We start from the raw sequence: 26,843 nt of genomic DNA, 5'->3' as shown, positions 1-26,843 counted from the left end.
CTGTCGGGTGGGAAAATCGGATGGTGGTACCTATGCGGGTCCGGCATGAATTCGCTTGATGGAGAAGAGGCCCCCGACCAGCAGGTCTCCGTTGTCGAGGATTGCGGTGATGCCGCCGAAGCAGTTCCACATCCGGCTGTCGTCGGGGAACGGCCAGTGCGCCGACGTTTCGCCGGTGTTCCAGTCGACGCCGGTGATCTCGTAGGTGCCGTTGGTTTTGTTCGCGGCGTAGATCATTCCGGTGACCGCCGAAACGCCGGGAACGATGACATCGCTGTTATCGACCTCGCGGTTGGCCCATGCCTTGGCGAAGGAATCACTGTCGGGATCCCAGACGAATTTCTGCAGGCCCTTCGGCGCGGGCCGGGTCACACCCGCGGTGAAGACGTTGCCCCAGATATCGCGAACCGGATCGGGATAGGCGGTCGACGCCACCAGCGCTCCGTACCCGACCACATTGGGAGACAGTTCTATGGTGACCTCGGCGACGTCGATCGGGATCTGTCCGGCAATGCGCGGGGAGCGCGCACCTGGTTGTGGCGTGTATCCCTCGGGAATTCGGTCCCGCCAGAATGCGACCAGGTTGGGTCCGTCGGGGTTGGCGTCGGAGATGAGGACCAGCTTGTCGGCATCGTCGCCGAAGCCCATGAGCGTCGGTGTGGTCCCCGAACCGCCTGACAGCGTCAATGCGCCGGCCGCACGCGCCTGATCCGGAGACATCGTGTCGTAGTCGGACACCCATCCACCGTCGGCTTCGTCGGTCGACAGCCGGGAACCGGTCCACACCACCTTCATCATGTGACGGGAAGTGACCGCATAGATGCCGGTTTCGTCGATGGCGACATTGTTCTCCATCTGCTCGCCCTGAAACGGCAGCACAGCTTTGATGGTGAGGTCACGATCCAGCAGGAACAGGGCCGCCGATGCTGCGGCGACGATATGGCCGTCATAGGTCATGCCCAACGCGACGATCTTGGCGGCGGGATCCGACACCGCGGCCACGACATTCGCAGGCAACCCGGCGGGCAGGATGCGACTCAGCTCGACGACCTTGTCGATGCGGAGTGGTTTGTGCGGATCGTTGTCGTCGGTCGACTTGATGATCCGCATTCCCGAGATCGCCGCGTAGTGGAAGCCGTCGCGGTCGATCATGTTGTAGGCGCCATTGGCGATATTGTCCCGGTTGAATCCCAGGGCAGCGGCGTCCTCGCTCAGCGCGAGCAGCCGCGCGTCATCCTTGGCGCGGTAAGCCTCATCCGTGCGCGCCAGCAGGTCGGCAATCGCTGTCGAGTCGGCACGCGCCGCGGCATCCTCATGCCCGGGGTAGGGCAGGAACCCGACCGGCTCGAATACGCCGTCGGTGGCGTAGAACTTATCGATGCCGTGTGCGCCGGCCGCGAAGATGACCGAATCGGTGCCGGCCTTCTTTACCGTCGGGTTGGACGTGAACACCGTCGGGGACGTGCGCACATCCGATGTGGTGAGTTGCCGGCCCACCTCGGGTCCGGCCAGTGCGGCCGAGTCCGTTGCCGCTGGGTTGACGTGGCTGATGGGGTAGGCGCTGTCGGTGAGCCAGGGGTTGCGGGGCGGCATCGCCGGTGAATCGGTACTCGTCCCGGATGACGATGCGGACACACGGTCGTCCGCGCAGGCTGTGATCACGGCGCCGAGCGCCACGATCACGAACACAGCGACTATCCGCACCGGATGCCGCCTCGGGCCCCGTGGAACCGGTCGGGGTAGCTGATTCATCGGTGGGACCTTTCGATTAAGTCGACTCGTCTTAGAATCTGTGTGCACATTCGCTCTCGCTCTTCGGATACGAAGTGGGCGTGGGACTTTCAGCTCGTTTACCGGGCGCAGTGGTGGATTGGGAACGGGTTCGCATCGCAAAGCCCGGCCTGTATGGGGTTAAAGCATGCTGCCTTAGATGTGACCTGGATCGCAAGCTACTTCCCGCTCAGTGGTCGGCTACGGCATTTCGCCGTGGCTGATGAGATGCGTCGACCTCGGCGTACTGGGCAATCTGACTGCTGAGCGGGATGAGCTTGCGGCGTGGGTCACATCTAAGTCATCATGCTTTAACCCGAGAGATTGCCGATACCGCCGTGGATGAGAGTCGCAGTCACCGCATCGGAGGTATCGCTGAGCACGACAATGCAGCAAGCGATCTCGGAGGGTTTCGACTTCGTCGCGATGGGCCGGGCATTGCTGCGAGAGCCGAATCTGTTGCGCCGCATCCGGGCCGATACGAGCACCGGATCGGCGTGTGTGCACTGCGACGAATCCATGCCGACCATCTACACCCGCACCCGCTGCGACTTTCGGCCGGAGCAGCAGGCCGAGCCGCTGTGACCCCAACGACCGGCAGGTTGGTCGTCGGCCGACCACGACGGCCCGACACCACGTCACTCGACGCGGTGTTTCACGAGATGAGGAGAGATCTGTGCATATCCGAAAAATGGCCGGTGCCGCCGGCGTGGCGCTCGCCGCGCTCGCCTTCGCCGGCCCCGCCGCCGGCGCCGCCCCTGGAGCGCCCGCCGAATCGGAGGGTTCGACGCAATCCGGGGTGCTCGATGTCGGCATCGTTCCCGGCGTCAACTACAAGGCCTATAAGAATGGCGCCGCCGCCGTCATCACCGTTGACGCCGGGCAGCTCATCGTCGACAGCGGTCAGTTCCAGATCCGATCGAACGACGGACGGATCCTGGCCGGTGTCCCCTTGGAAGTGAACATCGACGACATCGCCTTTCCGGTCGACGTGGCGATCGAGGGCAACACGGCGTCGCTGACGCCGATTCTCGACCCCGCGCGGGCACGATATGCGCCGGTAGCGCTCCCCTTCCAGGACAGTGCGCCGTGGCGGTCGCCCTATGAACGCGAGCAGGCGGCCTGGAACCGGATGACGCAGACCATCACTGTCGGTGCGGCGGTCGGCGCCATCGTCGGCGCGGTCGGATCGGGGCTGATCGGATGCCTGCTCGGTGGAGCGGCCGGTGCGGCACTGACCGGTCCATTGGCGACCCTGCTCGGTGCGGGGCCGCTGGCCGGATGTCTGATCGGTGCGGGCGCGATGTCGCCGATCGGCATGATGGCGGGCTCCATCATGGTCGGCGCACCGGTCGCGATCGCGGCATTCGTGCAATACCAGACCACGATCAACGAACCCTTCCGTCCCGCACCGCAGCCGAAGTAGGTTTCGGCGCCGCGAGGCCGCCTGCGGCGCTATGCTGAACCTCCAACGTTAAGTCAGGGTGCATTAGCGAAAGGGTCGCCATGTGGCGAGCTACGCGGGGAGTCGAATTCTCGGATGCGCAACGGCGGATTCTGTTGGCGGCCGAGCGACTCTTCGCGGAGCGGGGGGTTTCCCACGTCTCGATGCGCGAGATCTCGGCGGCCGCCGGGCAGCGCAACAATTCGGCTGTTCAATATCATTTCCAGAACAAGCACGCGTTGCTGCGCGCACTGTACGACTTGCGCATGGTGCCGTTGAATATGCGTCGCAACGAGCTGCTCGACCTCTGTGCCGAGCATACGGTGCACAGCTCGGTCGATGCGTTCATCCGGCCATTGGGCGAGGCTGTCGTGGTATCCGGTGGCGCCAACGCCTACGCGCGGTTCCTCAATCGCCATCTCACCGAGATGCGGCGGCAGATCGAGGATTTCGGCGACGACCACGTCAGTGGAGCGTTCCGGGTCTACCGCTTGCTCGATGACCTGCTGGCGGAGTTGCCCGAGGCCGAGCGGACGGAGCGCTTTCATCAAATGAACCGCATCGTCACCTCGGTGCTTGCCGACCTGGAGGAGCGACTCGAACTGGGGGAGACGGATTCTCGTGGCGCGCGCCGCGCGGTAGAGACGCTGATATCCGGCGTGGCGACGGCCGTCTCCAGTCCCTGCTGACAAGGGGTGCGCGGAGGGACGTGCCTCCTTCGCGCCCAGAGTTTAAGTCGATGCGACTTAACCCTGATTGATCAAGGAATGACATGCCGAATGTATTGACGAGAAAGCTGGCCCTCTTCATTGTGGCTCTGCTCGGACTGATGGTGGCGGGCTGCGCCAACAGCGAGAATGAATCGTCCGGTCCGATCGACCCCGGCTTATCCGATGAAGCGATTGCGCAGCTGTCCGAGGATGCCTTCTACTGGGGTCTGAATATTGCCGGGTTCTATGAACTCCGGTACGTGTTCACCCAGCAGGAAGGCCAACCCGCCTATCGCGGCATCAATCGATTGAAGCCGGATGTGCAGCTCTACGACGCGAGCATGCGCTTCGCCACCACCGTGAACGCATCGACGCTGTACAGCGGTGGCTTCTTCGATGTCTCCGAGGAACCGGTCGTGATCCAGACGCCGCGGGTTCCCGACGACCGGTATTGGAGCGTCCAACTCGGCGACCACAATGCCGACTGGTTCTTCACGGCGGGTTCGCAGTTCGGTGCCGACGCCGACCAGCGGTATCTGGTCGTCGGCCCACGGTGGCGCGGTGAGCTGCCGCCTGGCTTCGCGGGAACGAATATCATCCGGGCGACGTCTGATTCGTTCGTGCTCGCCACGCGCGTCGAGGTGACCACTCGTACCGAGGAAGACCTCGCCGCCGCGCGTTCGGTCGTGACCGGCGTGGGTGCGGTGCCGCTGAGTGTGTGGGCCGAGCACGGCGGCCGGATTCCGCCCCTCGATCAGCAGCCGGTGGTCAAGGCCGACTATGAGGCATTTCCCCGTATGTCGGAAATCGCAGATATCGGCAGGTCGATGACGGCGGTCGATTACCTCCAGTTGCTGAGCCTGGCGATCAACGACCCGAGCATCACCAAACGCACCGACTCGGTCAAGGAAACGCAGACCCTGCAACGGCTGGAATCGCTCGGGCTGCGTGCAGGCGAAACGTTCGATCCGAATGGGCTCTCCGATTCGCAGATAGACCAGTTGAACCGTGGATTCGACCGGGCCAGGAAGAATGCGCGCACGGCGTTCGCCGACAGCCAGATCGATATGAACGGCTGGCGGCTACAGTCGAGCCTGTTCTTCGACGATCTGGACTATGTGGCGAAAGCCGGCGCCGATGACGTGGCTTGGGGGACCCCGGTGCCCTACGAATCGCACACGATCGCCTTCCAGTTCGACGACAGCCAGGGTCAGACCCTCGATGGCGACCACCGCTACACCTTGACCTTCGATATGGCGAACCTTCTACCGGTAGTTCCCAGAATTCTCCTCGACGGCACCTACCCGATGCCGAAACCCGTCCGCACCAACAATTGAGGTCGATCGATGAAACGCAGAACATTGCTGAGTACCGCACTTGCCGCAGGCACCGCGACCGCGGCTGTCGCGTGCGTGAAAACCAGTGCACCACAGACTGGTTCGAACGAACCCGGCGACTCGGCGTTCGAACTGGAATCCATCAATTACCCGAGCGCCGACACCGCCGCCGAACTGTACGACGAGCTGGACTATCAGCGGGCGGTCCAGGGCTACATCTGGGCGCAGCCGCTGGTCGGGCTGGCCGCTATGGCAGAAGGCGCACGGCGACTGGGTATCGCACCTCTGGAGCTGTTCATCTTCAACGAGCTCCAACAGGTCAACCAGAAGCTGCAGACCGGCAATGACGACGTCGTCTATTCCTTTGCCTACTTCGACCTCTCCGCTACCGGGCCACTCGTGGTCGATATTCCTGGCGGTGGCCAGTACGGGGTGCTGCTCGACGCCTGGCAGCGACCGATCGAGGACGTCGGTGGTACCGGTCCCGATGGTGGACGCGGTGGCCGATATCTGGTTGTTCCGCCCGGCCACACTGCCCCACTGCCCGATACGGGATACTTCGTGTGTCGTTCGAAGACGAACACCGGAATGCTGTTCCTGCGCGCGGTGCGCAACCGGGGTGAGAACGTCGCCGACGCCGCCGCGCGCCTGCAGAAGACGAACATGTTCGCCTATGCCGAGGTACCGAACCCGCCCGCGCCCCGATTCCGTCCGATGAACTTCGATGACTACGACGGGCTGACTCCACACGGTCTGGACTACTTCACTCTCATGGCGAAATGGGTCGCCCGGGAGCATCCCGAAGAGCGCGATCGGATCATGCTCGGCATGCTCGCGCCATTGGGCATCGAGTCCGGACGGGAATTCCAGCCGGACGATCGCACGAAAGCGATTCTGGTTCGCGCCGCCGACACCGGCCGGAAGATGGTCGCCAACCTCGAATTCAATCCCCGCGTGGAACGCCCGAGCACCTACCCGGCGACGCACTGGAGAAGTCCAACCGGCTTGCAGTCTCACACACAGGAGCGCGGTCCACTGACCGAGATAGACGAGCGCGCCGCCCTGTTTCGTTTCGGATTCGCGATGCAGAAGTTCCTCCACCCGGGGGCCACACCACCGATCGGTTCCGGTGCGGCCTATCTGACCAGCTTCCGCGATTCCTCCGGCGCCTACCTCGACGGGTCGAAGCAGTACGTGCTGCGGGTACCGCCCAAGGCCCCGATTCTGGCGTACTGGTCTGCCTCGGCCTATGACGCCGAGGACTTCCATTTCGTCACCACCGACACCCGGCGGCCGTCGATCTCCTCGTTGAAGAATCCGACCATCCACCCGGACGGCACGACAGATGTGCATTTCGGCCCGAAGCTGCCACCCGGCAGTAGCGAACAGAATTGGATCAAGACCGTGCCCGGACGCGGTTTTCTGGTGCTGTTCCGTCTGTACGCCCCCACGGCCGACTACTACACCGGTAGCTGGCCCCTGCCTGACATCGCCGCGCTCTGAGCAGAGGGCAGACGAACCGACTCCGTCGACCGGGTTCCCAACCCGCAGGGACCGGGCAGCCCCCCTGAAGAGCGGGCGCGCGGCGGCGGGGTGAAACGTGAGATTTCTGTGAGAACGCTCTAATCCGCGAACCGGCCCCAACAACGAGAAAACCCCTTCCGACCCAGGTCGGAAGGGGTTTTCTGGTCGGGCTGACAGGATTTGAACCTGCGACCACTTGACCCCCAGGCGTCCAAACGGCTTCGGCCTGCCCGGATTCCGCGTGATTCCGGGCGTCAGATCATGCAGAACACGTCACGGGATGCATGGATTGCATGATTCTGGTCCCCTTCTGGTCCCCCTCGTAGGCAAGCTCAGTTCGCGGCCAGAGCCGCGAGAGGCGCTACGGCGGCGTGGAACCTGTTGCCCACGAGCAGCACGACGATCTTGTGTCTGGCTCTGGAGAAGACCACGTAGAGGAGCCGACTTGTTGTGGGGAACGGTTCTGATTCGTAGCCCATGAAGTCTCCCTCCCGCAACACCACGACGGTTGCGTCGGCCTCGCGTCCCTTCGTCTGGTAGAGGTTCATTAGTTGAACCTCTCGCGGGCTCAGCGCCGAGTCCGTGAGCGCCGCGTAACTCGCCTCACGAGCTTCCGCACAGATCGCTGCAACCATCTGACGGTCATCGCGGGCGCTGCTCGTGCGTGCCGCTCGCGCGTACATCACCGAGAGCAGGGTTGCTGCTTGCTGCCAGGCGCCCGACTTCTGCGGTAGTCCGAGCGCGTCGTGTGCCGTCGCCGCTACCTCGATTACCTCCCGAATGGACCCCGCCTCGGAGAGACGCTCTCGAAGAGCGCTCAGGCGAGCTTGCAGGGTCGTGGGGCCTGAACCGTTCATCACCTGGTACGCGATGGGGGGCGCCTTCTGCCCACGTTGCGCGCTCGTCAGGAACACGGCTATCGCTTCGAGAACAATTCCCCAGGTGCCATCGCCGGTGTGGAATCGCGCCATCGCAGTCTGGGCGTCGAGGGCGGCGGCGAGCGCGTCACTGAGACCGGCAACTTCATGTTCGATCCCGTCGGCTTCAAGTGCATCCGAGAGAGCCGCGAGCATGTCGTTATGGTGCGTGAATACTGCCACGCCCATATCTTTCGCGGCTAACTCGCTAACGACCCGTGCGACGTGACTGGTCTCGTCGGAGAGTGGTATTCCGTCTTGGATGACCAGTCTTTCGTCCTGGATGGCGGCCGCGATGGCCTCTGAGTCGAACAGGCGTCCCCTGATGGCGTTGGCGACGGCCGGGATGATCCCGGAGGGGTCTCGGAAGGAGGTTTCTGGCAGCAGGATGGTGTTCTCTGTCCCAGCGGCCGAGCAGGCTTCATCGATGCGCTCCACTCTGACGCCGTCTTCGGCGAGGAACGTGTAGATGCACTGGTTCGGGTCGCCGAGCAGTATCAGCCTGCTGTCGCGGGCAATCAGCTGAAGGAGGTCTTGCTGCGCATCGCCGGTGTCCTGAAATTCGTCGACGATTACGAGGCCCCATCGGGTGCGAAGGTGTTCTGCGACAGCAGGTGCGGCCTGAGCGATTTCGAGTGTGAGCGGGATGAGCCTGCTGTATCCGATCTCGTGCTGGGCCAGCCCGAGCTTCTCGCGAGCGGGGCTGACGAGGACGGCGTCGCCGTGTCCGACCAGATTCCCGAATCTCCGGACCACGGAGAACGCGAGCGAGTGGAACGTCATGATGTCCACCTGGGAGCCTCGGCGGCCGAGAATCTCGTTTGCGCGGGAGGCTATGCGCGCCACCGAGGAACGAGAGAACGAGAGGAACAGGACCCGATCGTGGGGTTCGCTTTCTGCTACTCGTTCAAGATGGGCGTGAGCTGCGGCGAGCGCGCTGGTCGTCTTTCCGACACCCGCTCCGCCGAGCACGACAGTGAGTTCGGCCTGCGTCGCTACGACTCGCTGCTGCTCCGGGTTCTGCGGGGCGAATGTCATGGTAGATCAGGGATGTCGATGCGTCCGAGCGTATCGCCGCAGACTGCTTCGATCGCGGACCGCGCGATCGGCGGCTGTCGTGTCAGTGCGTGAGCCCAGGCTGCCCCTAGCCCCTGTTTCTTGATCACTTTCGTCGCGATGAGGTGGTCCGCGATGTCGTCGTCGCCGAGATCGGGTGGCAGGGCGGGCATGCCGAAGTCTTCCAGGGTCTCGACCGTCTCTCGGAGCTGATCTCCGGGTACGCCGCGGATGAGTGCGGCCTCCACGGCGGTGCGAGTGGGAAGCACGACGAGTTGTTCGATCATTCCTGCAAGGACTCCGACTGCTGGATCTTCGTGTCCTGGCTTGTCATTGTCGACGATCGCTCGGACGTGGAATCCGAGTTCAAGGGCGATCTCGGCAATGGCTGGGAGCCGGGTAACTCCTCCGTCTGACCCTGGCGGGGCGACCAGGCGGATGCCGTTAGCGGGGAGGCTGTGGTGCGGTTCGTTCGTCTTCCGGAAGAGCCGCGACGCGAGCGCGCCGTACCCCTCGACATCGAGCGGCCCCTCCAGGAGGACAACGGTTCTCGCGCTCAGCGCTGCGAGAAGCTGCTCCAGGATGAGCCTCCGGTTGACTCGGCCCGTCTTGTCCGTGACTGCAGAGAGCTGGTGCTGTCGTCTCTCGCCGTGGCTGACCGTGAGCCGAACCAGCTCACCGGGATCGAATGCTCGTACTACCTCAGGACGGCGCGTTGTGAGGATCGCTTGCCCTGCCGTTACGTGGATGAGCCGCGCCATGTGTTCAGATGACGATGCGTCAAGGCGATCTCCGAAGTCATCGCCGATGATGACGACGCCTGATTGTGCATCTCGCGCGGCTGCGATGGCTTCAGCGGCCGAGAGCACACTCTCGAGAGTCGACCCCTGGGAACGGACGGGAAGGGCCCCGGCCGCACCCATCGAGATCGCTGGTTGAAGCGCTCTGAGGAGGGCAGCCATAGAACCGTCATCCGCCAGAAAACTGATGTCGGCGGAGTCATCGATACCGAAGAGAGTCTGCGGTCCGGAATCAATGACCTTATCCAGAACGCTAGTGACCACCTCCGTCTCAGAGAACGACCCGGTTGCAGCATGGACGGCCGAATCCAGATCGGTGAGGGCGCTGTCCAGGCCACCAGGATCGGCATCAGCAAGGAGTGCTCTCAGGACTCCCTCTGCCCGCAGCTGGAGAGCCGGCGCACTGTCAACGAACTGGACAGGCAGAGACTCACGCTCGATCCGGCTCGCCTTCTTGAACACACCGGCAGCGGGATCACTTCGCGCCGGGTAATCGACCCAGTGCTCGCCGGTGTCCGTATCGAGGTCATATCGTGCGCGATAGCACAGACGTACGCCCAGAACCGCGTCGCCCGCGTTGCTTGGCGTGGCGATCTCCCCGGTTGCCCGGTCGAACGTTTCCAGATTCTCGCTGAGAAGAGTTTCGAGGTCCTCCCCGAGGTCGAGAAGAGTCACCTCTACCTCCGTCAAGGACTCTTCATCGCCGTCAGCAGGTCGGTAGACGTCGAGAGGATTCACGCGGGACCGAGTACTGCGGGCGTCGAGAACCCGGCGCAGGGCCTCGACGATGTCAGTGCGGCCCGCCTGCGGCTCACCTGCAAGCACCATGTTCTCTGGCACCACGAGCGCTGCATGGCGATAACCCCGGAAACGTCCGATACGGATGCGCGCGACCCTCATTGGCTACTCCTTGCATACCCCCCGATGCAAGCTGAGCGCTCGGCTCGCAACGGGACGATGAGCGTGAATCAACGGACCTTCTCCCGCTCGGAACCGGCGGCTCCCATGCCTATCGTCCCACGGACTGTGGTCAGTACCAGGCGGCGACGCACCATGGCCGTCCCGTGAAGACACGCGACGACAGGTTCCGTACAAGCGTCCGAAGTGGCAGCTCGGCCTCGTTTCCGTCTGGTTCCGCAGTTCACGCGACCACGCGGCGTCGCCGGCAGGCTGCATGGTTTGCATGACCGTGGTCCCGTGCCTGGGCGCCTGCCCGCGTCGAGAACTGTCACGACGTCACGGGCGCCTATGGCAACCAGTTCGTGCGTTCGCGCGTCAGAGGAGCTTCGGTTGATGCGCCTCGACGTGTCTCAGCCCGATCGCGAAACAGCGCGGCTACAGTTAGGACTGAACGACAGCTCTCGTCCGTTCGGCACCGAGGGCGTAGATCGCCGGACGGATCATCGAGACGAGGCTGGACATGGCTTACGAGCAGCTACCCATCGTGGAGGTCGAGCTGAGCCGGCTCCTGCTCGACCTGGAGAACTACCGCATCCCGACTCGTCGCGACGATGAAGCCGGAGCCTTGAAGTATCTGTTCGCTTCCGAGGACGTCCTCGGCGCGGCGCGGCTGATCCTTCGCGACGGCTACTTCGACAACGAGGTGCCGATCGTGATCGCGGCGGAGTCACGGGACGAGCCGCCTTCGTACATCGTCCTGGAAGGCAACCGGCGCGTCAGCGCACTCAAGGCTCTCTACGACCCGACGATCGTGCCTGGTCACGAAGCCGAGGTTCGCTCACTGCTCAAGCGGTACGCAGTCGAGGCAGAAAACCTCCCCGAGCGAATCCGCGTGATCGTGGCGCCTGATCGCGCGACCGCCGCCCCGCACGTTGCCCGACTGCACACTGGCATCTCCAAGAAGCGGTGGAGCCGCGACCAACAAGCAACCTTCTACTACTCACTCGTGGACGACCAGACGACTGTGGAGGACGTCAAGGCGCAGTACCCCGATGTCGAGGTCGCAAGGTTCATGAAGATGGCTGTGATGCGACGCTTCCTTGCCGCTGCGCCATTCTCCGATCACACCCTCCGGCAGTACGCCGCCAGCGACGACTTGGCGATGTCGGCCTTTGAGTACGCGTACCGAAGTAAGGACATCGCGGCTGCGATCGGGGTGGAGTTCGATAGAGACGGCATGTTGCTTCCTCGGTCCTCAACTCCCGAAAAGATCGCGTCGAAACTTCCAAAGAAGAAGCTCGGTGCATTGGAGTATCTAGTCGGGGAGTTTCGCGCTGGAAGGCTCAACACCCGCTCTCCGGAGCTCAAGAAGCGTGATGACGCCTACCAGCCGTTCGTGGACCGTCTCAACGGTGTACCCACTACAGCAACGCCGACACCATCACCCGCCGCGCCCGCACCACCGACTCCGCCTGGACCGTCGCAAGGTGTCAGCCACGGAATGCCTCCAAGCGGTCCCGGTAGCGCGACCGGCGGGGCAACGCCACCCCAGCCTGAGCCTCCGAGCGGAGCAGGAAGCCGTGGACCGAACCATCCAGACACAAAGGACACGCTCGATCTGTCTGGCCTCGACTACGAGAACGCACCACTGAACCTCAAACTGCGCTACTTCGAGCTACGACGGATCAACCTGGGAAACTTGCCTATCGCGTCCGCGATCCTATTGCGCTCTGTTCTCGAAGCCACCATCAAGGTCCATTTCGAGGGCTCTGCAACGCCCGCGACAGGCGAGTTGAGTGCGGTTTTCAAAGTGGTCGCGCAAACCTATGGCTCGGAGAAGACTCTCAAATCGACCATCGGCGCCATACAGTCGGGAAACGCCCACAAACATGGCTCTATCCAGTGGTTCAATCTCATCGCGCACAGCGCAGATGCGTCAGTGACCGCAGAGGACGTTCGGCAGGCGTGGAAGGTGGTCAATCCGCTGCTCAGGCGCTTGTTGCGTCCGCCATTACAGTCTGCCCCTGCAACGCCTTGACCACACCGGCGACCGCGGGCGATGCAACGAGCAGTTCTTCGGCCTGCCCCGGATACCGCGCGGAGTAGGTCAGTTCCAAGCGGCATTGGAAGTGCTCGCGATACAGCTTCTCAATCAGTGGAGCCGTGTCATACGTCATGAGCCAGTGCGCCTTCTCCACCGTATTGACGATCGCCGCGAGGGCTGTGTGATCGCGCCCGTCGAACGCGTTGAGGTAGAGCTGAGACCCCGCCTGAACATAGGGCGGATCGATGTACATAAATGCTCGATCGTCCTGAGCGTAACGCTGGATCACTGTCCTGCCGTCAAGGTCTGAGACCGTGATCTGATCGGCCAAGCCTCCGATCGCAGTCAATCGTTCGATGAGCGTTTCGCGATTGAAGCGGGCGTCAATCTTGTATCTCCCTTCCTGCCGCTGACCGCCGATAACTCCGGCATTCAGAATCCCTGAACGATTGGTCCTGTTCAGAAAGAAGAAGGCGAACCCGAGGCGGAGTGCATCTCGCTCATCGCGCGATCTGTATATCTCTCGCTGCTTCTGCCATTCAGCGATCGTAAGTGGGACGGACGCAACCATTTCAACGAAGCTGGCATTGTCTCCGACCGCAGATTTCCAGAAGGCGTACACCGCAGGGTCAATGTCGTTGATAACCAGTTCTTCGACAATGCCCTCACGGAGCAACGCAATCCCAGCTCCCACGCCACCGGCATATGGCTCGATATAACGTGCGCGCTCGACCCTGAGAGCATCGATGATGTCGCCAAAGAAGCCAGCGAGCGCCGCCTTTCCTCCCGGATAGCGGAGCGGCGAGAGCGTTCCGTACCGACGTGACGCGACAACCCGCAGCGTGTCACTCATCAGGACTCCTTCCCCGCTCGATGCGCGGCGACTCGACAGCGAGCCGAGCAGAAGCGCGCATCACCTCGCCCGAGGAACGCCTGATCGCAGCGCTCGCAGTTACGCCACGCCTTACGGCGACGTAGCCGCTCATGACGCAGCGCTCGATCAACGTCAGTGAGGCCCGCGTCGCTCAGGCTCGTGAAGTCCTGCATGTAACGGATACTACTCGTAACGACATCACAGAGCCATCGACACGCCGAATCGATGCGGTACACCGTGAAGGGACGCGCCAACCGAATGCGACTGTGTCGTGGTCAGTGCCCTATGGCGCGGTGGGCTCGCCTGCGCGTCACCGCGAGGACGGCACCGGTTGCCGTTCGCGACGCTCCCCCGCACGGACACTTATGAGCTGGATTAGACTGACGGGGCCGATCCAAAGGAACTTGAAGGCGTTCCAGACGAACACCAGGACCAGCAGGTAGAGCCAACCGGGACCCCCGTCGTTGATGATCGTGGTGCAGATCGCCGCGGCGTAGAAGTAGACCCCGGCGAGCAGCATCGCGGGGACGCCCCACTTCAGGCCGCGCCGTGTGCGGATCGCGTTGAGCAGCAGGTTCGTGGGTGCGTAGCGGAGTACGCCATAGCCTCGTGCGCTGAGCGCCACGGACGTCCGGAGCATTGCAGGCCTCTTTCCTCGTCATAGCGCGACGGTGTTCCGTCGTGGAGGCGGCTATGAACCGAGTGCCCGCGAAGGGCCGTCCCGAAGGACCCGCATAGTTTGCTGAACCTGCCTCGCTACCGAGTTTACGACTGTCCTATGGCAGAGGGAACCCCATCGGCAGGCGGGCGTGTACCTCGTCGGTGACCTTGGAGCGAGAGGACACCGATCATGGCCACGTTGGCGGAGCAGGTGCAGGGTGAGCGGATGGCGCGGGTCGCGTTGTCGATGATCGCCGAGCCGAACGACCCGATCACGGGGTACGTCCTGGCCCGTCACGGCGGGGTCGAGACGCTGCGGCTGATCGAGTCCGACGACGAAGTGCCCGGCCTGGCACGCGCCGACACACTGATGTGGCGCGAACGACTGACGGCGCGGGTCACACCCGGCCTGCTGGATCAGATGGCTCAGGCGGAGCGGCATGGATTCGGCACGCTCATCCCCGCCGACAAGGAATGGCCCGCCGGCCTGAACGACCTGAGCGATCGTGCGCCGTACCTGCTGTGGACTCGCGGTGCGGTCTCGTTCTTGATGACGGCGCTGAGCGATCGGGCCACGATCACGGGCGCTCGCGCTGCGACCGCCTATGGAGAGCAGGTCGCGGGCGAGCTGGCGGCGGGTCTTGCCGATGAGGAACGGGTCGTCGTCTCCGGTGGCGCCTATGGGATCGAAGGGGCCGCGCACAAGAGCGTGCTTGCCGCGAGCGGTCAGACGATCGCCGTTCTGGCCGGCGGGTTGGACCGCCCCTACCCGGCCGGGCACAGCGAGCTGCTGAATCGCATTGGGGATGTCGGCTTGCTGGTGAGCGAGCTGCCGCCGGGAGCCGCACCGACCAGACACAGGTTCCTGGCCCGCAACCGCCTGCTGGCGGCGCTCTCGGGTGCGACCGTGATCCCCGAGGCCGGTCCTCGGTCCGGGTCGATGACCACTGTCATCGCCGCACGCGAACTCAGCCGGGGCGTCGGTGCGGTGCCCGGCCCGGTGACCAGCGTCGCGAGCGCGGGGCCGAACGAACTCATCAAGCAAGGCTTCGCCTCGCTCGTCACCCAGCCCAGCGACGTGATCGACCTACTCGACGCCGACAGAACCCCGGACCGGACTGTGACGCGGCCCGAGGTCGGACGCGAGTTCGGGCACCGGCACCCGTCGCCGGGCACGCCGGGGCGCTCTCTCTGACGGCCGCCCTCGCTGGACGGGTTCACAAGCTCGGTGCGGGGCGTGATGTGGTCGCTGGCCGCACCGCATCAGCCGTCGTGCCTTCGTGAGCGATCGCCTGGGCGCGGTTGAGGGCGGCGCGGGCGCGGATGGCGTCGATCTTCTGGCTGGTGCTCTCCGGCGTCGGGCCGAGCGGGGTCCGGTCGTCGGTGATGCCGTAGCGGTCGCGGTAGGCGGCGACGGTGCGAGCGGCACGCCACCACGCCGCCTTCTGCTTGTCGCCCCTCGGAGCCGCGCCGAGGTCGGCCGTCCACGGCTCCTCATCGGTGAGGTAGCCGCGGAGCACGGCGTCGGCGCGGCCTTCGATCAGCTCGCGGCGCTCGTCCAGGGCTCGCCGCATGTCGTCTGCCATCTGCCCGCCGGCGTGCGGGATCAGTCCGACGATCAGCCTCGGGGCCTTGCGGGTGCGGCCTGATCCGGCGGGCCGGGCGGTGGCGCGTGCCACGCGGGCGTGCAGGACGGAGGCGATGTCATCGGCATCGTCCAGACTCCGCGCGGCGACCAGCCGCGGGAGCAGCGCGTCGAGGTCGTGGTGGTTGGCCTCGGCGTGACGCAGCTCGGCCGACAGCGCGCCGTAGGCGTCGGAGCCGAGCACGTCTTCGATCTGCTCGGCGGTGATCCCGGACGCGGCGAGCAAGGTCGCCCAGCGGTCGTGCTGGGCGGCTTGCGCGATCGTGTCGTACTCGGCCGCGAGCTGCGCGATCGAGCCCCAGCGGTCCTGCTCGGCAGCGACCGTCTCGTGCGCAGACAGCTCGGCGCCGATGTGCTGCAACACGCCGTAGAGGATCGAGCGAGCGGTGACGTTCGGGTTGTCTCCGGGATGCGGCACCGCGTGTTCTGCGTCCTCTCGGTCGACGGTGACATAGGCGTGGTTGCTGTGGGCGCCGCGGGTCATGGAGACGTAGAAGTTCTCCCGCGTCGTGGTGGCGGTGACGACCGCGTGCGCGGTGTCGGTGGTGACGCCCTGGGCGCGGTGCGCGGTGATCGCGTAGCCGAGGTCCAGGTGCTCGGCCACATAGTCGGCCGGCAGGACGATCCCGCCGCCGAACCTGCGCCCGGCCGGGCGGATGATGACCGACCCGTCCTCGCGAACTCCGGTGACGGTCCAGCGGGAGCCGTTGCGGACCCAGGTTCGGCCGTTGCGGAGCCGCCGGTCGTTCTCGCGGGTGATGACCAGATCGCCCTCGGAGACCGCGGTGCCGTCGCGCAGCGGCAGTTCGCGGGTCGGGTTTACGGTGCCGTCGATGATCCGATCCGCCCGCGCTCTGGCGTTCAGCTCGGTGACGGTCGCGTGGGTCTCGGTCACCAGGATCGACGCCCGCCCGGCGGCAAGATCGGCCCGCCATTCTGTGTAGGCGGCGTCGATCATCGCTTCCTCGTCGCCGCCGGTGATCCGGCCGTGCTCGATCAGGGCGTCGATCGCCTCGGCACGGCCGTGGCGTAGCTGGAGCGAGGTGGTCTTCTCCCATTCGTTGGTGAAGCGGTGCAGATCGGTCAGCTCGGGGGCGTCATCGCGGGCGTGCACGAGCATGGCGAAACTGCCGCCGGCGCCGGGTGATTGGAGCTGGCCCCAGTCGCCGACCAGGAGGACTTTCGCGCCGGCCTTCTCGGCTTCGTGGGTGAGCCGATCCAACGACATCGTGCCGGCCAGGCTCGCCTCGTCGATGATGACGAGCTGCCCGGCCGTGAACGTAGTCCCGTACATGAGGTGGTTCTGCCACCACTTCGCCGTGTTCTCCGTGGCGATGCCGAGGTCATCGGCGAGGACCTGCGCGGCGACCGCCGAGGGGGCGAGCCCGATCACCGACCCTGTGCCGTGCTCCTTCTCCCACGCCCTGCGGAGCCCGTTCATCGCCGTCGTCTTCCCGGCCCCAGCCGGGCCGACCAGCACGTCCACGACCCGACCGGAGACCGCGATCGCGGCAAGGGCCGCGGCCTGATCCTCGCCGAGCACCCGGCCGCGTGCGTCGGGCTTGCGGGCGATCCTCTCAACCGTCTCCAACGGCACCACCGGCCCGGCCGTTGTGGCGGCACGCGCCAGGAGTCGGTCTTCGGCGGCCAGCAGGACTTCGGATGAGAACAGGGTCGAGGCGTGCGGCCGGAACCGAGAGGTGCCGTCCACGCGGCGGAACTGCAACGGGCTGGACGCCAGCTCCGGCGGCGTCAGCCGCAGCGAAGCGTGCTCGGCGGCATCGACCACGAGCCCGGTGATCGCCTCCCGGTCCTGGATGCTGGCGAACCGCCACCCCATCAACTGCCGGGATGCTTCGGCATGCAGGTTCCAGCGGGTCCAGGTCGAACGCTTCTCGCCCACCGTCTCCATCACGGTCTGCCCGACCTCGCGCACCACATCCAGCGGCACGTCGTCGGCGCGCAGCACCCGCCGCGGTGCGTCTGCGGTGGATGCGGTGAACGTGCGCGCCCAGCCGTTCGCGTCCCGGCGCAGCACCCGGCCGGCGCGCTGCCGCCACTCGGCGGTGAGGTCGGCCAGCGACCGGACCTGCTTCTCCGGCCTCGTGGCGAGCGTCGCCTGCGCCCGAAGTTTCAGCACCGTTCGCGCGGAGGGCTGCCTGCCGTGCTTGGCGACGTACCCGGCGATGAGGCGGTCTTTCTCGGCCTCGATGTGTCGGGACCGGGTGGAGAACTCGGTCACCAGCTCGTCGGGCACGCCCTCGATTTCCCATGCCGGGTTCCGGTCCCTGCCCCGTTCGCGTGCTTCCCATTCGACGCCGAGGACGCGGGTGAGCTGGTCGGCCAGCGCGGCGTTGTAGAGCTCGGAGACTGCGACGACCACGGAGTGCATCGGCCGGCCGGCGAGGGTCCGCCAGCGGCCGTCCTGCACGGTCAGGACCTTGTTGCTGACGACGACGTGGGTGTGCAACTGCGGGTCGCCCGCACGGCTGTCGTAGTGATCGAATGCCGCGGCCACGACACCGGCGACGTCGACGTGCGCAACCGCGCCGTCCGGCCCGGTTGCACCGACGCGGGTTGCGGCAACCTCGCGTTCGAGGAACGCAACCAGCTCTGCAACCGCCGCATGATGGGCGTCCGCGATCAGGGCTTGGGTGCCGGCGTCCGCGACCGCCCAGATCGTGGAGACTGACTTGGGCACGCTGAATGTGAAGTCGTAACCGGCTACTGCGCGGCGGGTGCCGCGCTCGGCTTCCTCCGCCTCGATCGCGGCCACTTCCTGCGCTCGAGTCGCCGGCCCCAACTCGGGGTCGAGGGCGTCGACGCGCTGCTTGATCCGCTCGGTGATCGACGCGAACTGCTGGTAGGCGCGGCCCAGCGGCTCGCCCGTGATCGGGTCATGGCCCATCCCGACCAACAGCGCGAGCTGAGCTTCAGAGACCTGCCCTCCCTCGACCAGGTCGCCGTGCCCGAGACGACCCAGCCCCGAGCCCATCCAGAAGCCCGGCGGCGTGCCCGCCTCCGCGTAGTAGCGGGTCAGCGGCGTGCTCAGGCTCCGGTCGCCGTCGCCCGCGGCGATGGACTTCAACAGGTACTTGTATCCATCGCCCGCGCTCATCACGCGCATCGAAACCGTCACCTCGGCTGCTCCTTCCGGCCGCGCTCGGAGAGCAGGTGAGCCCGCGAGACCGGTCGCATCAGATGCGACAAAGCCCGAAACGGCCTCGTCTGAAAGACGTGTGATGGCTCGGTGGGCCGGCGAACGAGAGCTGGCGGCGCCGCCTGAGTCACGGATTCCGAAGTACGCGGGGGTGGTGCGCCGCGCGCGGGTCACGGCATCGGCGACGAGGCAAGCGGTGGCGGTTCGAGTGGTCGCGCACCTGGTCGCTGACCAGCCCGGTGGTGACCTCATGCGTGAAGTCCGACCGGGATCACCCGTCAACCGGAGCCCTCATGCACGACCCTCACGACCGGACTCGCCCACTCAGGGTCGGATCACTGTTCTCCGGGTACGGCGGTCTCGACCTCGCCGTCGAACACGCCTTGGATGGCGAGACGATCTGGTTCTCCGAGAACAACGAACACGTCTCCCGCATCTTCGCCCACCACTGACCCGACGCCCCCAACCTGGGCGACATCACCACCATCGACTGGCGCACCGTCGAGCCGGTCGATGTTCTCTGTGGAGGCTTCCCCTGCCAGGACGTCTCGACCGTGGGCAAGCGCGCCGGCCTCGCGCCCGGCACCCGCTCCGGGCTCTGGTCGTACATGGCCGCCGCGATCGACGCGCTGCAACCCCAGCTCGTCGTCATCGAGAACGTGCGCGGCCTGCTGTCCTCACCCGCCGTCCGCGCACCCCTAGAAGAAGACGACGATGCGCAAAGCAATCCCGACCACGCAACCCCCGGCGATGCAGCCCTTCGCGAAGTGGAACCCGACCCGTGGGGTCTGGGAGACCTCGCAGCTCGACCTCTCCGGGCAGTCGGCGCCGTACTCGGCGATCTGGCCGACCTGCGGTATGACACGCAATGGATCGGCCTACCAGCGTCCCTTGTCGGCGCTCCTCATCCCAGGCTTCGCGTCTTCATCCTCGCCCGCAGCCGGGGCACTGTTCAGGACGCCGCTCGCCACGGACTCGACTCGTGGCGGCGAGTCACTGGAACAGGTGAGGGCGAGGCGGGGGACGATCGCGCTCTCGCATCAGATCATCGACCTCGCGCTAAACGGGCCGGCTGGCTTGCAGAGCAAGAGCAGCGAACCCGAGATGCTGTGGTTCCTGATCGAGGACATCTTCGCCGCTGGGGACGCTACGCCCGCGCCATCGCCCGATGGGAGCATGTGACAGGACGAATCGCGCCAGCGCTGCTAGACAGGACTAGTGGACCGCGGCCGTCGCCCGAGTTCGTGGAGTGGTTGATGGGTCTCCCCAGTGGTTGGATCACTGATCCGATCCATCAACTCACGGCTAATCAGCAGATCGCTGCGCTCGGCAACGGCGTTCTTCCGCTACAAGCGCTCTCGGCGATGCGCGTCGGCGCACTCGTGCAGGCCGATGCTGCTTCGTAGGCTGGAGTCCAGCACCCGATGGTGTCGCGAGGATGCACGGTCTCGCAGGAGGAGGAAGGCGAGGACGAGAAAGCCGGCGAGAGTGCCTGAGACGATCAGCGTATTGATCGACTGCGCCAACATGACGGCGGCGGTGAGCCCGTCCCGGAGCTCAAGGTCGGCGATCATGAGTCCGGGTTCGTCCGCGGCTAGTGCGGCCAGCGTGGCGCCGTTCGGGGCGAGTACCTGGCTGGTGCCGGTGGTGGAGAGGTTGACGACGCTGCGGCCGGTCTCGATGGCGCGCATGCGCGCGAACGCAAGCTGTTGCAGGTGTTCATCGGTGTCGCGAAAGTCGGCGTTGTTCGTCTGGAACATGAGCACCTGGGCACCGCTGTGCGCGCCTTCGTGAATGACGTCATCGAAGGCCACGTCGAAGCAGATCGCCAGTCCCACCTCTACGCCGTCGACCTCGATGGCGGGTGTGTCGACGCCGGCGGCGTACTCGCGTTCTAGGAGGTCTACCAGGCTGGGCACGAGCGCGCCGTAGAACCACCGGTCGGGCACGTACTCGCCGAAGGGGACGGGATGGCGTTTGGCGTGCGCGGCCGTCGGCCCGTTCGAGGTCCAGAGGACGGAAGTGTTGTAGACGAGGTGGCCGTCTGCCGCGGCGGCGTTGAGCAGGATCGGGGCGTCGTATCGGGCGGCTGCATCGTCGAGCGCGTGAGCGGTGGCCTCGTCGGCGAGGGGATCACTGTCGACGCCGCCCTCGGGCCAGAGCACGATGTCGACCTGTTCGTCTTCGAGAGGGGCGGAAGCGGCGAGCTGAGATTCCAGGACCGCGCCCGGTTCGTGCTCATCGACGTACGCGGCGGGGCCGTTGCCCTGCACAGCGCCCACCCGGATGGTGCCCGCGTGACTGGTCGGGAACTGCGGCACCAGGACCATCACCGCTGCGAGACCGAGCACGGGGATCGACGCCGCCCACGAGGCGAGAGGTGTTCTCGGGTGCTCGGTGGCGTTACCGCGTGCCGGTTGCGCGCGCACGATCCAACGGACTGCTTCGATCGCGGCGGCGCACACGGCGACCATCAGGAAGCCCAGGCCGGAGACGCCGACCCATGACGCGACCGGAGCGATCGGGCTTTCCGATTGGCTCATCGCCACCCGTCCCCACGGGAATCCGCCGTAGGGCCAGGAGCCCATGATGAGTTCGCGGATCGTCCAGGCTCCCGCTACCAGCAGCGGCAGCGCCAGCAGCCGCATCGCGAAGGCGTTGCGCCGGCGCGGCAGCCATCGGTAGGCGAGGGCGATCGGCACCGTCAGCACAGCCGTGTAGATCGTCAGCGCGCCAGCCAGGGCCACCCACGGGACCCAGCTCAGCGGATGCTCCCCGAGAAACTGCGCCGACCAGGACACGTGAGGAAACCAGAACGCTGCGCCGAAGACTGTCCCGACCAGCAGCGCCCCCCAGGACCGTCGCCCGATGAGAGTGACCAGGGACAACGTCACCGAGACGAACGCCAGCGGCCACCACCCGAGTGCGGGGAACGCCGCATCCATCGCGAGCCCGGCCACGCCGGCGACTGGCATCGCGGCCCATAGCGGCAAGGGCGCAGTCTCGGACGCCCGCGTCCGCGTGTCGGCCGATGTCTCGACTCTGAGCCCGGAAATGATGCGCTCCCTGTTCTAGCGAGGGTCGGACGCCTGCATTTGCGCGCGCACGTGGTCCATGTCGAGGTCGCGGATTTTGCCGATCAGGTCGTGGAGCGCTTTGGCCGGGAGCGCTCCGGGCTGGGAGTAGACCAGGACGCCGTCTTTGAAGCCCATCAGCGTGGGGATGGAGGTGATCTGTGCGGCGGCGGCCAGGGATGCCTGGGCCTCGGTGTCGACCTTGGCGAACAGGATGTCGGGATGCTCGGTGGACGCGGCCTCGAAGACGGGGGCGAAGCTGCGGCATGGTCCGCACCAGGCGGCCCAGAAGTCGACCAGCACGATGGGATGGTCGGTGATGGCGGCTGAGAATGCGTCTTCGGTGAGGTCGATGGTTGTCATGAGGGTGGGGCTCCGGAGTCTGGTCGGCGACGGTGTGTTGTGAGGTGAAGTGGTTCAGCCCGGGGTCGGCCGGGCTAGGCCGAAGGGACAGTTGAGAGCGGTCAGCCGGCAGACGAGGACGAGGACCACCGTGATGAGTCCGAGGCCTCCGGCGGCGATCGCCCAGGCCGGCGGCAGCTCGATCACGAGCACGAGCGTTCCGGTGAGCAGGACGAAGACGCCGAAGACCTTCTGGAGGGCGTCGGCTGGTATGCGTCCTGACAGGCGCGCACCGAGGAGCGCTCCGAGCACGGCCATCGCAGTGACCGCGGCCACCAGGGGCCAGTCGAGGGTCACCGTGGTCAGGTAGCCGGCGAGTCCGGCGAAGGACTTCATCGCGATCACCAGCAGTGAGGTGCCCACGGCCACCGGCATGCTGAGGCCGCCCAGCAGCACGAGGGCGGGGACGACGAGGAAGCCGCCGCCGGCGCCGACGATCCCGGTGATGAGGCCGACGACGATGCCTTCGAGCATGGTCCGCAGCATCGGCAGCGAGTGGGCGCGCTCGGTCCCGGCATCGGCCGTGGGTTGGTCGGTGTCGCGCCTGGGCTTTCTGGTGACCATCGCGATCGCGGTGGCGATCATCATGATCGCGAAGGCCACCATCAGCACGGCACCGGGGAGCTGGCCTCCGATGAGTCCTCCGGCGAAGGCGCCCACCATGCCAGCGGCTCCGAAGATGAGCCCGGTGCGCCATCGGACTCGACGGTGCCGGGCGTGCACGACGAGGCTGGACAACGAGGTCACGCCGACGATCAGCAGCGAGGCCGCGATGGCCTCTTTCGGGGGCATGCCCGCGATGTAGGTGAGCAGCGGGACGGTCAGGATCGACCCGCCACCGCCGAGCGTCCCTAGCGCGAGCCCGACACCCACGGCGAGCACGAGGGTGAGGATCAGGGTGCCGCTCACTCGTGCTCACCGGGCATCGTGGTTGGTGCTGCGGGTCGTGACGCCGACCGTGCCGATGCCGGTCCTAGATGCGGGGTCGTTGCAGTTGAACGCCGTCGGAACGTCGGAGCACGCCAGGGCATCACAGTTCCTGGGTCGCGACCGGGATGGATGCGATCGCGCTCCGTGCGGTGGGGCTGGCCGTGACCTTGTTCCAGGGCATGCGGGAGAGGATGCGGCCCATCAGGCAGGAGCCGGTGAGCGCCGCGACGACGAGCCCGGCGCTGAGCGCGAACGCGATGAACCGGGACTCCGGCCAGAGGAACTCGGCCACGAGCAGGCTCACCAGGACGATCAGCCCGGCCGTGAACCGCACCCTGGCGCTCGATGTCCCAGCGAGCTGCGCTGCGGACCACCTGGCCGCCAGCGGCCTCGAAGGCGGGCACGCCGCCGGTGAGCACGTTGGCCGTCCGCACGCCGGCGGCAGCGAGATGCTGCTGGGCCTGGGTGGCGCGGTTGCCGGACTGGCACACGAGTACCGCGCGGTGCCCGAGCCGCTCTGCCAGATCCGAGGCGTGTTCGGTCAGCAGCGGCAGCGGGACGTTGTACGAGCCGTGAATGTGGAGGGTCTCGAACTCGGCCGGGGACCGCACGTCGATGATCGTGAGGTCGTCGTGGAGCTGACGCCACTGGGCGAGCTCCTCGGCGGTGAGCGTTCGGAGCTCGGCGGAGGGATCGGTCATGGGGTGGTTCCTCGTCAGGTCTGGCCGCGGGCAGCGGAGATGCGAATGGAAGGGGCTGGGGCCGACCGCCCGTCGGAGGATGCGATCGTTCTGCTGTGCGTCAGGCCAGCGCGGTCTCGCTGGTGGTCTCCTGCCATGCGCGCCAGGCGTTATAGCTGCCGTCGAGCTCGACGACGGCGTGCCCGGCGCGTCGTAGGGCACTCGCGGCGACGGTGTTCCGCATCCCGGACTGGCAATAGGTCACGATCGTGCCGGAGCGCGGCAGCTCGTCTTGGTGCCAGAGGACGCGTGCGGCGCTGAGCTGTGTGGCGCCGGGGATGTGCCCGGCGGCGTACTCGCCGCGCTGGCGCACGTCCAGCAGCAGCGCGGCATCGAAACCTGCCAGCTCTGCCGGCTCGATGAGGGGCGGGACGAACCGGGGAAGCCCGTCGATGGTGGTGACGTAGCCGGCGGTCTGGTCGATGCCGACCCGCAGCAGCCGATCCGCGATCGCCTGGGCGGCGGTCTGGTCCTCGGCCAGCAGCACCAGCGGACGCGAGTCGGCCTCGGGATCGTAGGCCCAGGCGGCATAGGTGGCGGTCTTGGAGCCGTCGGGGATGTTGAGCGAGCCGGCAACGGTGCCCTGATGGGCCTGCGCCGGCGGGCGGGTGTCGACGAAGGTGATCTCGTCGGCCTCCAGCCGCCGCGCCACCTCCGCTACGGCCAGCTCGGGCACCGGGCCGCGCTCGCCCAGCACGGCGGGACCCTCGCGGTTCTGCTTCTTCATCCTCGCGAAGTAGGCGTGCGCGTCGGGCTGCCCGTCGAGCAGCTCCTCGATGAACCCCTGCTCGTCGTCGGCAGCCAGGTGGCGCGACCACCAGGCGTTCGCGCGTTCGTAGCCGACCGTGGTCGAGGGCAGCGCGCCGAGCGCCTTGCCGCACGCACTGCCGGAGCCGTGCCCCGGGTGGACCTGGACGTGATCCGGCAAGGTCAGGAACACCTCACGCAAGCTGGTGAACAGTTGCCGCGCGCCCTCGAAGCGGGTGTCGACCCCGCCCGCGGCCTCGTCCAGCAGGTCGGGGCGGCCCAGGTCCCCGGCGAACACGAAGTCGCCGGAGATGAGGTAGCCGGGCTCGCTGGCGAAGGCGCCGTCGGTGACCAGGAACACCAGGTGCTCAGGAGTGTGACCAGGCGTGTGCCGGGCCTGGATCGTGATGTTGCCGATCGTGATCGTGTCGCGGTCGTACAGACGCCGGGCGTCGAACCCGTACTGCCAGTCCGCGCCGCCCTCGCCGGAGACGTAGACCTCGGCGCCGACCGCCGCAGCCAGCTCGCGGGTCCCGGACAGGTAGTCAGCGTGGATGTGGGTCTCGGTCACTGCGACGATCCGCATGCCGTGCTTGGCCGCGAGCGCCAGGTAGTCCGCGATGTCGCGGCGCGCGTCGATCACCACCGCCTCGCCCTTGGCCTGGCAGCCGATGAAGTACCCGGCCTGCGCCAGGTCCTCGTCGTAGATGCGTTCGAGGAGCACTGTTCATCCTTCCGTCGATGTCATCGATACCCTGGGGGGTATTTTTACCGTCTCATACCCCCTGGGGTATTTCAAGTCGAGTCTGCGACCCGAGCGCCCACGATCGACATGCCCGCGTGGCTGGACGTCGGGAAGGACTCGTTCAGAGGGGACTCAGCGATCGTCGCCACCAGGTGCCGTCGTTCCTGGAGGAGGAGTGCAGCGCCGTTGATGGTGATGTGGGTGGGCACGATGATCGGTCCTTGGCCGTCGGGTTCGTAGGCTTGGGCGACATCGCCGGTGAGGACGTTGTGGACCCGGATCGCCCCGTCCTCTCGCAGGTAGAGGAAGACGCCGCCGATCGCGGCGATGGTGGTCTCGGCGGCAACAGGCAGGGACCACAGCGGTCGGTCGTCGGCGTCGTAGCCGTGCAGGCCGGTGTCGTCCAGGGTGACGAGGGTCCCCGTGGTGGGGTCTACGGCGGCGTCGCGGGCGGTGCTGCTCACGATGCTGCCCTGATCCAGGTTGAGGAGCGCGCCGGTGGTCTCGGAGGTGGCGATGAGCGCGAGCCCGTCTCCCGGTTCAGGGCGCAGGGACGCGCTGATGGACGCCGCTGTCCAGCCGTGCTCGGCGAGGGGGATGCGCCAGAGCTCGTGATCGTCGGCCGTGTCGCGCGCGATCAGAGCGTCCTCGTGGGTGAGCAGCACGATGCCGTGGTACTCGCCGATGATGCGGATACCTTCAGGGCTCGACTCGTCGGCCGCGACGTCTCCGGTGGTGGGATCGAGCGCGACGCGTGGGCCGGTCTCGCCCATGAAGCCATCGGGAGGTGCGGCGAAGACCAGGCCGGGGCCTTGGTAGGGGCCGGGCACCTCGACCGGACCCCAGACCTGTTCCCCGGTCGTCAGGTCGTAGGCGGTGGCAGTCGTCGCGGCCAGGGCATCGGCCGTGATCTGGAGGTCGCCCAGGATCGCGAGGGCTCGGCCGTGCGCGTCGGTGGTCACGACGAACCCGGTGCAGCTCGCTGGACGTTGCGCGGCCCACAGCACGTCCCCGTAGACGTCCACGGCGGTGAACTCCAGCACACCGTCGCGTTCACCGGCGGCCAGGTACACCCCGTCCGCGTACTGAGGAGTGATGTCCCACCCGGGGTCCACGACCTCCAGCTCCTCGAACGGCGTCGGCAGCTGCAAGCCCGAGGTGTCCACCACGGGTAGCGACCCATCGACCGGGTAGGGGTCTCTTACGGGCTCGGGCTCGGATGCCCCGCAGCCGGTCACCAGCAGCGCGGCCACGGCGGCGAGGGCAAGGCTGGAGCGTCCCCGGCGCGGCGTCATGACTGTTCCGCGCGGTGCTCGCCCGCCTGGGCGTCAGCGCGAGCGTGGGTACGGCGGCGTCTGGCCCAG

The 26,843-nt window shown here is 66.3% G+C and carries 21 protein-coding genes and 2 pseudogenes; 10 read left to right on the top strand and 13 right to left on the bottom strand.

The window, feature by feature from the left end:
- Positions 1–30 precede the first annotated feature (30 nt).
- Positions 31–1,593 (bottom strand): hypothetical protein, encoded by a 1,563-nt coding sequence (locus RJ05_RS27795; RefSeq protein WP_036542795.1) that lies wholly within the window; start codon positions 1,591–1,593, stop codon positions 31–33.
- A 519-nt stretch (positions 1,594–2,112) separates the two neighbouring features.
- Here RJ05_RS27795 and RJ05_RS27790 point away from each other — a divergent pair.
- The 5 genes from RJ05_RS27790 to RJ05_RS27770 all read left to right on the top strand — a co-directional run bounded on the left by RJ05_RS27790 (position 2,113) and on the right by RJ05_RS27770 (position 6,764).
- Positions 2,113–2,355 carry a hypothetical protein gene (locus RJ05_RS27790; protein WP_181062433.1) on the top strand — a complete coding sequence of 81 codons (243 nt, stop codon included), beginning with the start codon at positions 2,113–2,115 and terminating at the stop codon, positions 2,353–2,355.
- A gap of 91 nt (positions 2,356–2,446) precedes the next feature.
- Positions 2,447–3,196, top strand: coding sequence for a DUF8020 domain-containing protein (locus tag RJ05_RS27785; protein WP_036542746.1), 750 nt, complete (start codon positions 2,447–2,449; stop codon positions 3,194–3,196).
- A gap of 80 nt (positions 3,197–3,276) precedes the next feature.
- On the top strand, positions 3,277–3,903 hold the full coding sequence (locus RJ05_RS27780; protein ID WP_036542745.1) for a TetR/AcrR family transcriptional regulator: 627 nt from the start codon (positions 3,277–3,279) through the stop codon (positions 3,901–3,903).
- 83 nt (positions 3,904–3,986) lie between these two features.
- Positions 3,987–5,261 (top strand): DUF1254 domain-containing protein, encoded by a 1,275-nt coding sequence (locus RJ05_RS27775; protein WP_051016998.1) that lies wholly within the window; start codon positions 3,987–3,989, stop codon positions 5,259–5,261.
- 9 nt (positions 5,262–5,270) lie between these two features.
- Positions 5,271–6,764, top strand: a complete 1,494-nt coding sequence (locus tag RJ05_RS27770) for a DUF1214 domain-containing protein (RefSeq protein ID WP_081597590.1) — start codon at positions 5,271–5,273, stop codon at positions 6,762–6,764.
- A gap of 353 nt (positions 6,765–7,117) precedes the next feature.
- Here RJ05_RS27770 and RJ05_RS27765 read toward each other — a convergent pair whose 3' ends face one another.
- Together RJ05_RS27765 and RJ05_RS29640 are read right to left on the bottom strand one after the other, a co-directional pair.
- Positions 7,118–8,740, bottom strand: a complete 1,623-nt coding sequence (locus tag RJ05_RS27765) for a UvrD-helicase domain-containing protein (RefSeq protein ID WP_036542739.1) — start codon at positions 8,738–8,740, stop codon at positions 7,118–7,120.
- Positions 8,737–10,458 carry an OLD family protein gene (locus RJ05_RS29640; RefSeq protein WP_051619731.1) on the bottom strand — a complete coding sequence of 574 codons (1,722 nt, stop codon included), beginning with the start codon at positions 10,456–10,458 and terminating at the stop codon, positions 8,737–8,739. The genes RJ05_RS27765 and RJ05_RS29640 overlap by 4 nt, the downstream gene beginning before the upstream one ends.
- A 520-nt stretch (positions 10,459–10,978) precedes the next feature.
- On the opposite strand from RJ05_RS29640, the gene RJ05_RS27755 reads away from it, so the two are divergent.
- Positions 10,979–12,496: a hypothetical protein gene (locus RJ05_RS27755; RefSeq protein WP_026529634.1), complete on the top strand. Its 1,518-nt coding sequence runs from the start codon at positions 10,979–10,981 to the stop codon at positions 12,494–12,496.
- On the opposite strand, the gene RJ05_RS27750 is transcribed toward RJ05_RS27755, so the two are convergent.
- Together RJ05_RS27750 and RJ05_RS27745 are read right to left on the bottom strand one after the other, a co-directional pair.
- Positions 12,447–13,355, bottom strand: coding sequence for a DNA adenine methylase (locus tag RJ05_RS27750; RefSeq protein ID WP_036542736.1), 909 nt, complete (start codon positions 13,353–13,355; stop codon positions 12,447–12,449). The genes RJ05_RS27755 and RJ05_RS27750 overlap by 50 nt on opposite strands.
- 331 nt (positions 13,356–13,686) lie before the next feature.
- Entirely contained in the window at positions 13,687–14,016 is a 330-nt protein-coding gene (locus RJ05_RS27745; protein ID WP_026529636.1) for a hypothetical protein, read from the bottom strand.
- A gap of 210 nt (positions 14,017–14,226) precedes the next feature.
- Between RJ05_RS27745 and dprA the strand changes: the two genes are divergently transcribed.
- A complete protein-coding gene (dprA, locus tag RJ05_RS27740) occupies positions 14,227–15,231 on the top strand; it encodes a DNA-processing protein DprA (RefSeq protein ID WP_036542732.1) in 1,005 nt (334 codons plus the stop codon).
- A gap of 22 nt (positions 15,232–15,253) precedes the next feature.
- Here the strand turns inward: dprA and mobF are convergent, their stop codons facing one another.
- A complete protein-coding gene (gene mobF / locus RJ05_RS27735) occupies positions 15,254–18,820 on the bottom strand; it encodes a MobF family relaxase (RefSeq protein WP_036542730.1) in 3,567 nt (1,188 codons plus the stop codon).
- Positions 18,821–19,134: 314 nt separating this feature from the next.
- Here mobF and RJ05_RS32620 point away from each other — a divergent pair, with 314 nt between their 5' ends.
- The 3 genes and pseudogenes from RJ05_RS32620 (at position 19,135) to RJ05_RS32610 (ending at position 20,023) form a co-directional block, all read left to right on the top strand.
- The gene (locus RJ05_RS32620; protein ID WP_187326294.1) at positions 19,135–19,293 is read left to right on the top strand and encodes a DNA cytosine methyltransferase; all 159 of its coding nucleotides are present in this window, start codon (positions 19,135–19,137) and stop codon (positions 19,291–19,293) included.
- Positions 19,294–19,308: 15 nt separating this feature from the next.
- A pseudogene (locus RJ05_RS32615) lies at positions 19,309–19,509 on the top strand (DNA cytosine methyltransferase); the annotation flags it as partial.
- 46 nt (positions 19,510–19,555) lie between these two features.
- Positions 19,556–20,023: a hypothetical protein gene (locus RJ05_RS32610; protein WP_187326295.1), complete on the top strand. Its 468-nt coding sequence runs from the start codon at positions 19,556–19,558 to the stop codon at positions 20,021–20,023.
- Between the two features lie 164 nt (positions 20,024–20,187).
- Here the strand turns inward: RJ05_RS32610 and lnt are convergent, their stop codons facing one another.
- The 7 genes and pseudogenes from lnt to RJ05_RS29630 all read right to left on the bottom strand — a co-directional run bounded on the left by lnt (position 20,188) and on the right by RJ05_RS29630 (position 26,774).
- Positions 20,188–21,834: an apolipoprotein N-acyltransferase gene (lnt, locus tag RJ05_RS27715; protein ID WP_211357605.1), complete on the bottom strand. Its 1,647-nt coding sequence runs from the start codon at positions 21,832–21,834 to the stop codon at positions 20,188–20,190.
- A gap of 78 nt (positions 21,835–21,912) precedes the next feature.
- Positions 21,913–22,278, bottom strand: coding sequence for a thioredoxin (gene trxA, locus RJ05_RS27710; protein ID WP_036542724.1), 366 nt, complete (start codon positions 22,276–22,278; stop codon positions 21,913–21,915).
- A gap of 54 nt (positions 22,279–22,332) precedes the next feature.
- On the bottom strand, positions 22,333–23,226 hold the full coding sequence (locus RJ05_RS27705) for a sulfite exporter TauE/SafE family protein (RefSeq protein WP_036542721.1): 894 nt from the start codon (positions 23,224–23,226) through the stop codon (positions 22,333–22,335).
- Positions 23,227–23,347: 121 nt separating this feature from the next.
- A complete protein-coding gene (locus tag RJ05_RS32605) occupies positions 23,348–23,581 on the bottom strand; it encodes a YgaP-like transmembrane domain (RefSeq protein ID WP_218871006.1) in 234 nt (77 codons plus the stop codon).
- Positions 23,582–23,693: 112 nt separating this feature from the next.
- Positions 23,694–23,948, bottom strand: a pseudogene (locus tag RJ05_RS32600) (rhodanese-like domain-containing protein); the annotation flags it as partial.
- Between the two features lie 100 nt (positions 23,949–24,048).
- Complete coding sequence (locus tag RJ05_RS27695; RefSeq protein WP_036542718.1) at positions 24,049–25,458, bottom strand: MBL fold metallo-hydrolase; 1,410 nt, start codon at positions 25,456–25,458, stop codon at positions 24,049–24,051.
- Positions 25,459–25,529: 71 nt separating this feature from the next.
- Complete coding sequence (locus RJ05_RS29630; RefSeq protein WP_138445558.1) at positions 25,530–26,774, bottom strand: hypothetical protein; 1,245 nt, start codon at positions 26,772–26,774, stop codon at positions 25,530–25,532.
- Between the last annotated feature and the right edge of the window lie 69 nt (positions 26,775–26,843).

The organism is Nocardia cyriacigeorgica NBRC 100375 (assembly GCF_000308555.1).
Lineage (GTDB): Bacteria > Actinomycetota > Actinomycetes > Mycobacteriales > Mycobacteriaceae > Nocardia > Nocardia cyriacigeorgica.
The sequence above is the reverse complement of the archived record's forward strand: the minus strand, read 5'-3'. Positions and strand labels throughout refer to the sequence as shown.

Bases quoted from the DNA above. Each gene is read 5' to 3' on its own strand.
- RJ05_RS27795 (WP_036542795.1), bottom strand. From the start codon at position 1,593: ATGCCGCCCCGCAACCCCTGGCTCACCGACAGCGCCTACCCCATCAGC.
- RJ05_RS27790 (WP_181062433.1), top strand. From the start codon at position 2,113: ATGAGAGTCGCAGTCACCGCATCGGAGGTATCGCTGAGCACGACAATG.
- RJ05_RS27780 (WP_036542745.1), top strand. From the start codon at position 3,277: ATGTGGCGAGCTACGCGGGGAGTCGAATTCTCGGATGCGCAACGGCGG.
- RJ05_RS27775 (WP_051016998.1), top strand. From the start codon at position 3,987: ATGCCGAATGTATTGACGAGAAAGCTGGCCCTCTTCATTGTGGCTCTG.
- RJ05_RS27770 (WP_081597590.1), top strand. From the start codon at position 5,271: ATGAAACGCAGAACATTGCTGAGTACCGCACTTGCCGCAGGCACCGCG.
- RJ05_RS27765 (WP_036542739.1), bottom strand. From the start codon at position 8,740: ATGACATTCGCCCCGCAGAACCCGGAGCAGCAGCGAGTCGTAGCGACG.
- RJ05_RS29640 (WP_051619731.1), bottom strand. From the start codon at position 10,458: ATGAGGGTCGCGCGCATCCGTATCGGACGTTTCCGGGGTTATCGCCAT.
- RJ05_RS27755 (WP_026529634.1), top strand. From the start codon at position 10,979: ATGGCTTACGAGCAGCTACCCATCGTGGAGGTCGAGCTGAGCCGGCTC.
- RJ05_RS27750 (WP_036542736.1), bottom strand. From the start codon at position 13,355: ATGAGTGACACGCTGCGGGTTGTCGCGTCACGTCGGTACGGAACGCTC.
- RJ05_RS27745 (WP_026529636.1), bottom strand. From the start codon at position 14,016: ATGCTCCGGACGTCCGTGGCGCTCAGCGCACGAGGCTATGGCGTACTC.
- dprA (WP_036542732.1), top strand. From the start codon at position 14,227: ATGGCCACGTTGGCGGAGCAGGTGCAGGGTGAGCGGATGGCGCGGGTC.
- RJ05_RS32620 (WP_187326294.1), top strand. From the start codon at position 19,135: ATGCACGACCCTCACGACCGGACTCGCCCACTCAGGGTCGGATCACTG.
- RJ05_RS32610 (WP_187326295.1), top strand. From the start codon at position 19,556: ATGCGCAAAGCAATCCCGACCACGCAACCCCCGGCGATGCAGCCCTTC.
- trxA (WP_036542724.1), bottom strand. From the start codon at position 22,278: ATGACAACCATCGACCTCACCGAAGACGCATTCTCAGCCGCCATCACC.
- RJ05_RS29630 (WP_138445558.1), bottom strand. From the start codon at position 26,774: ATGACGCCGCGCCGGGGACGCTCCAGCCTTGCCCTCGCCGCCGTGGCC.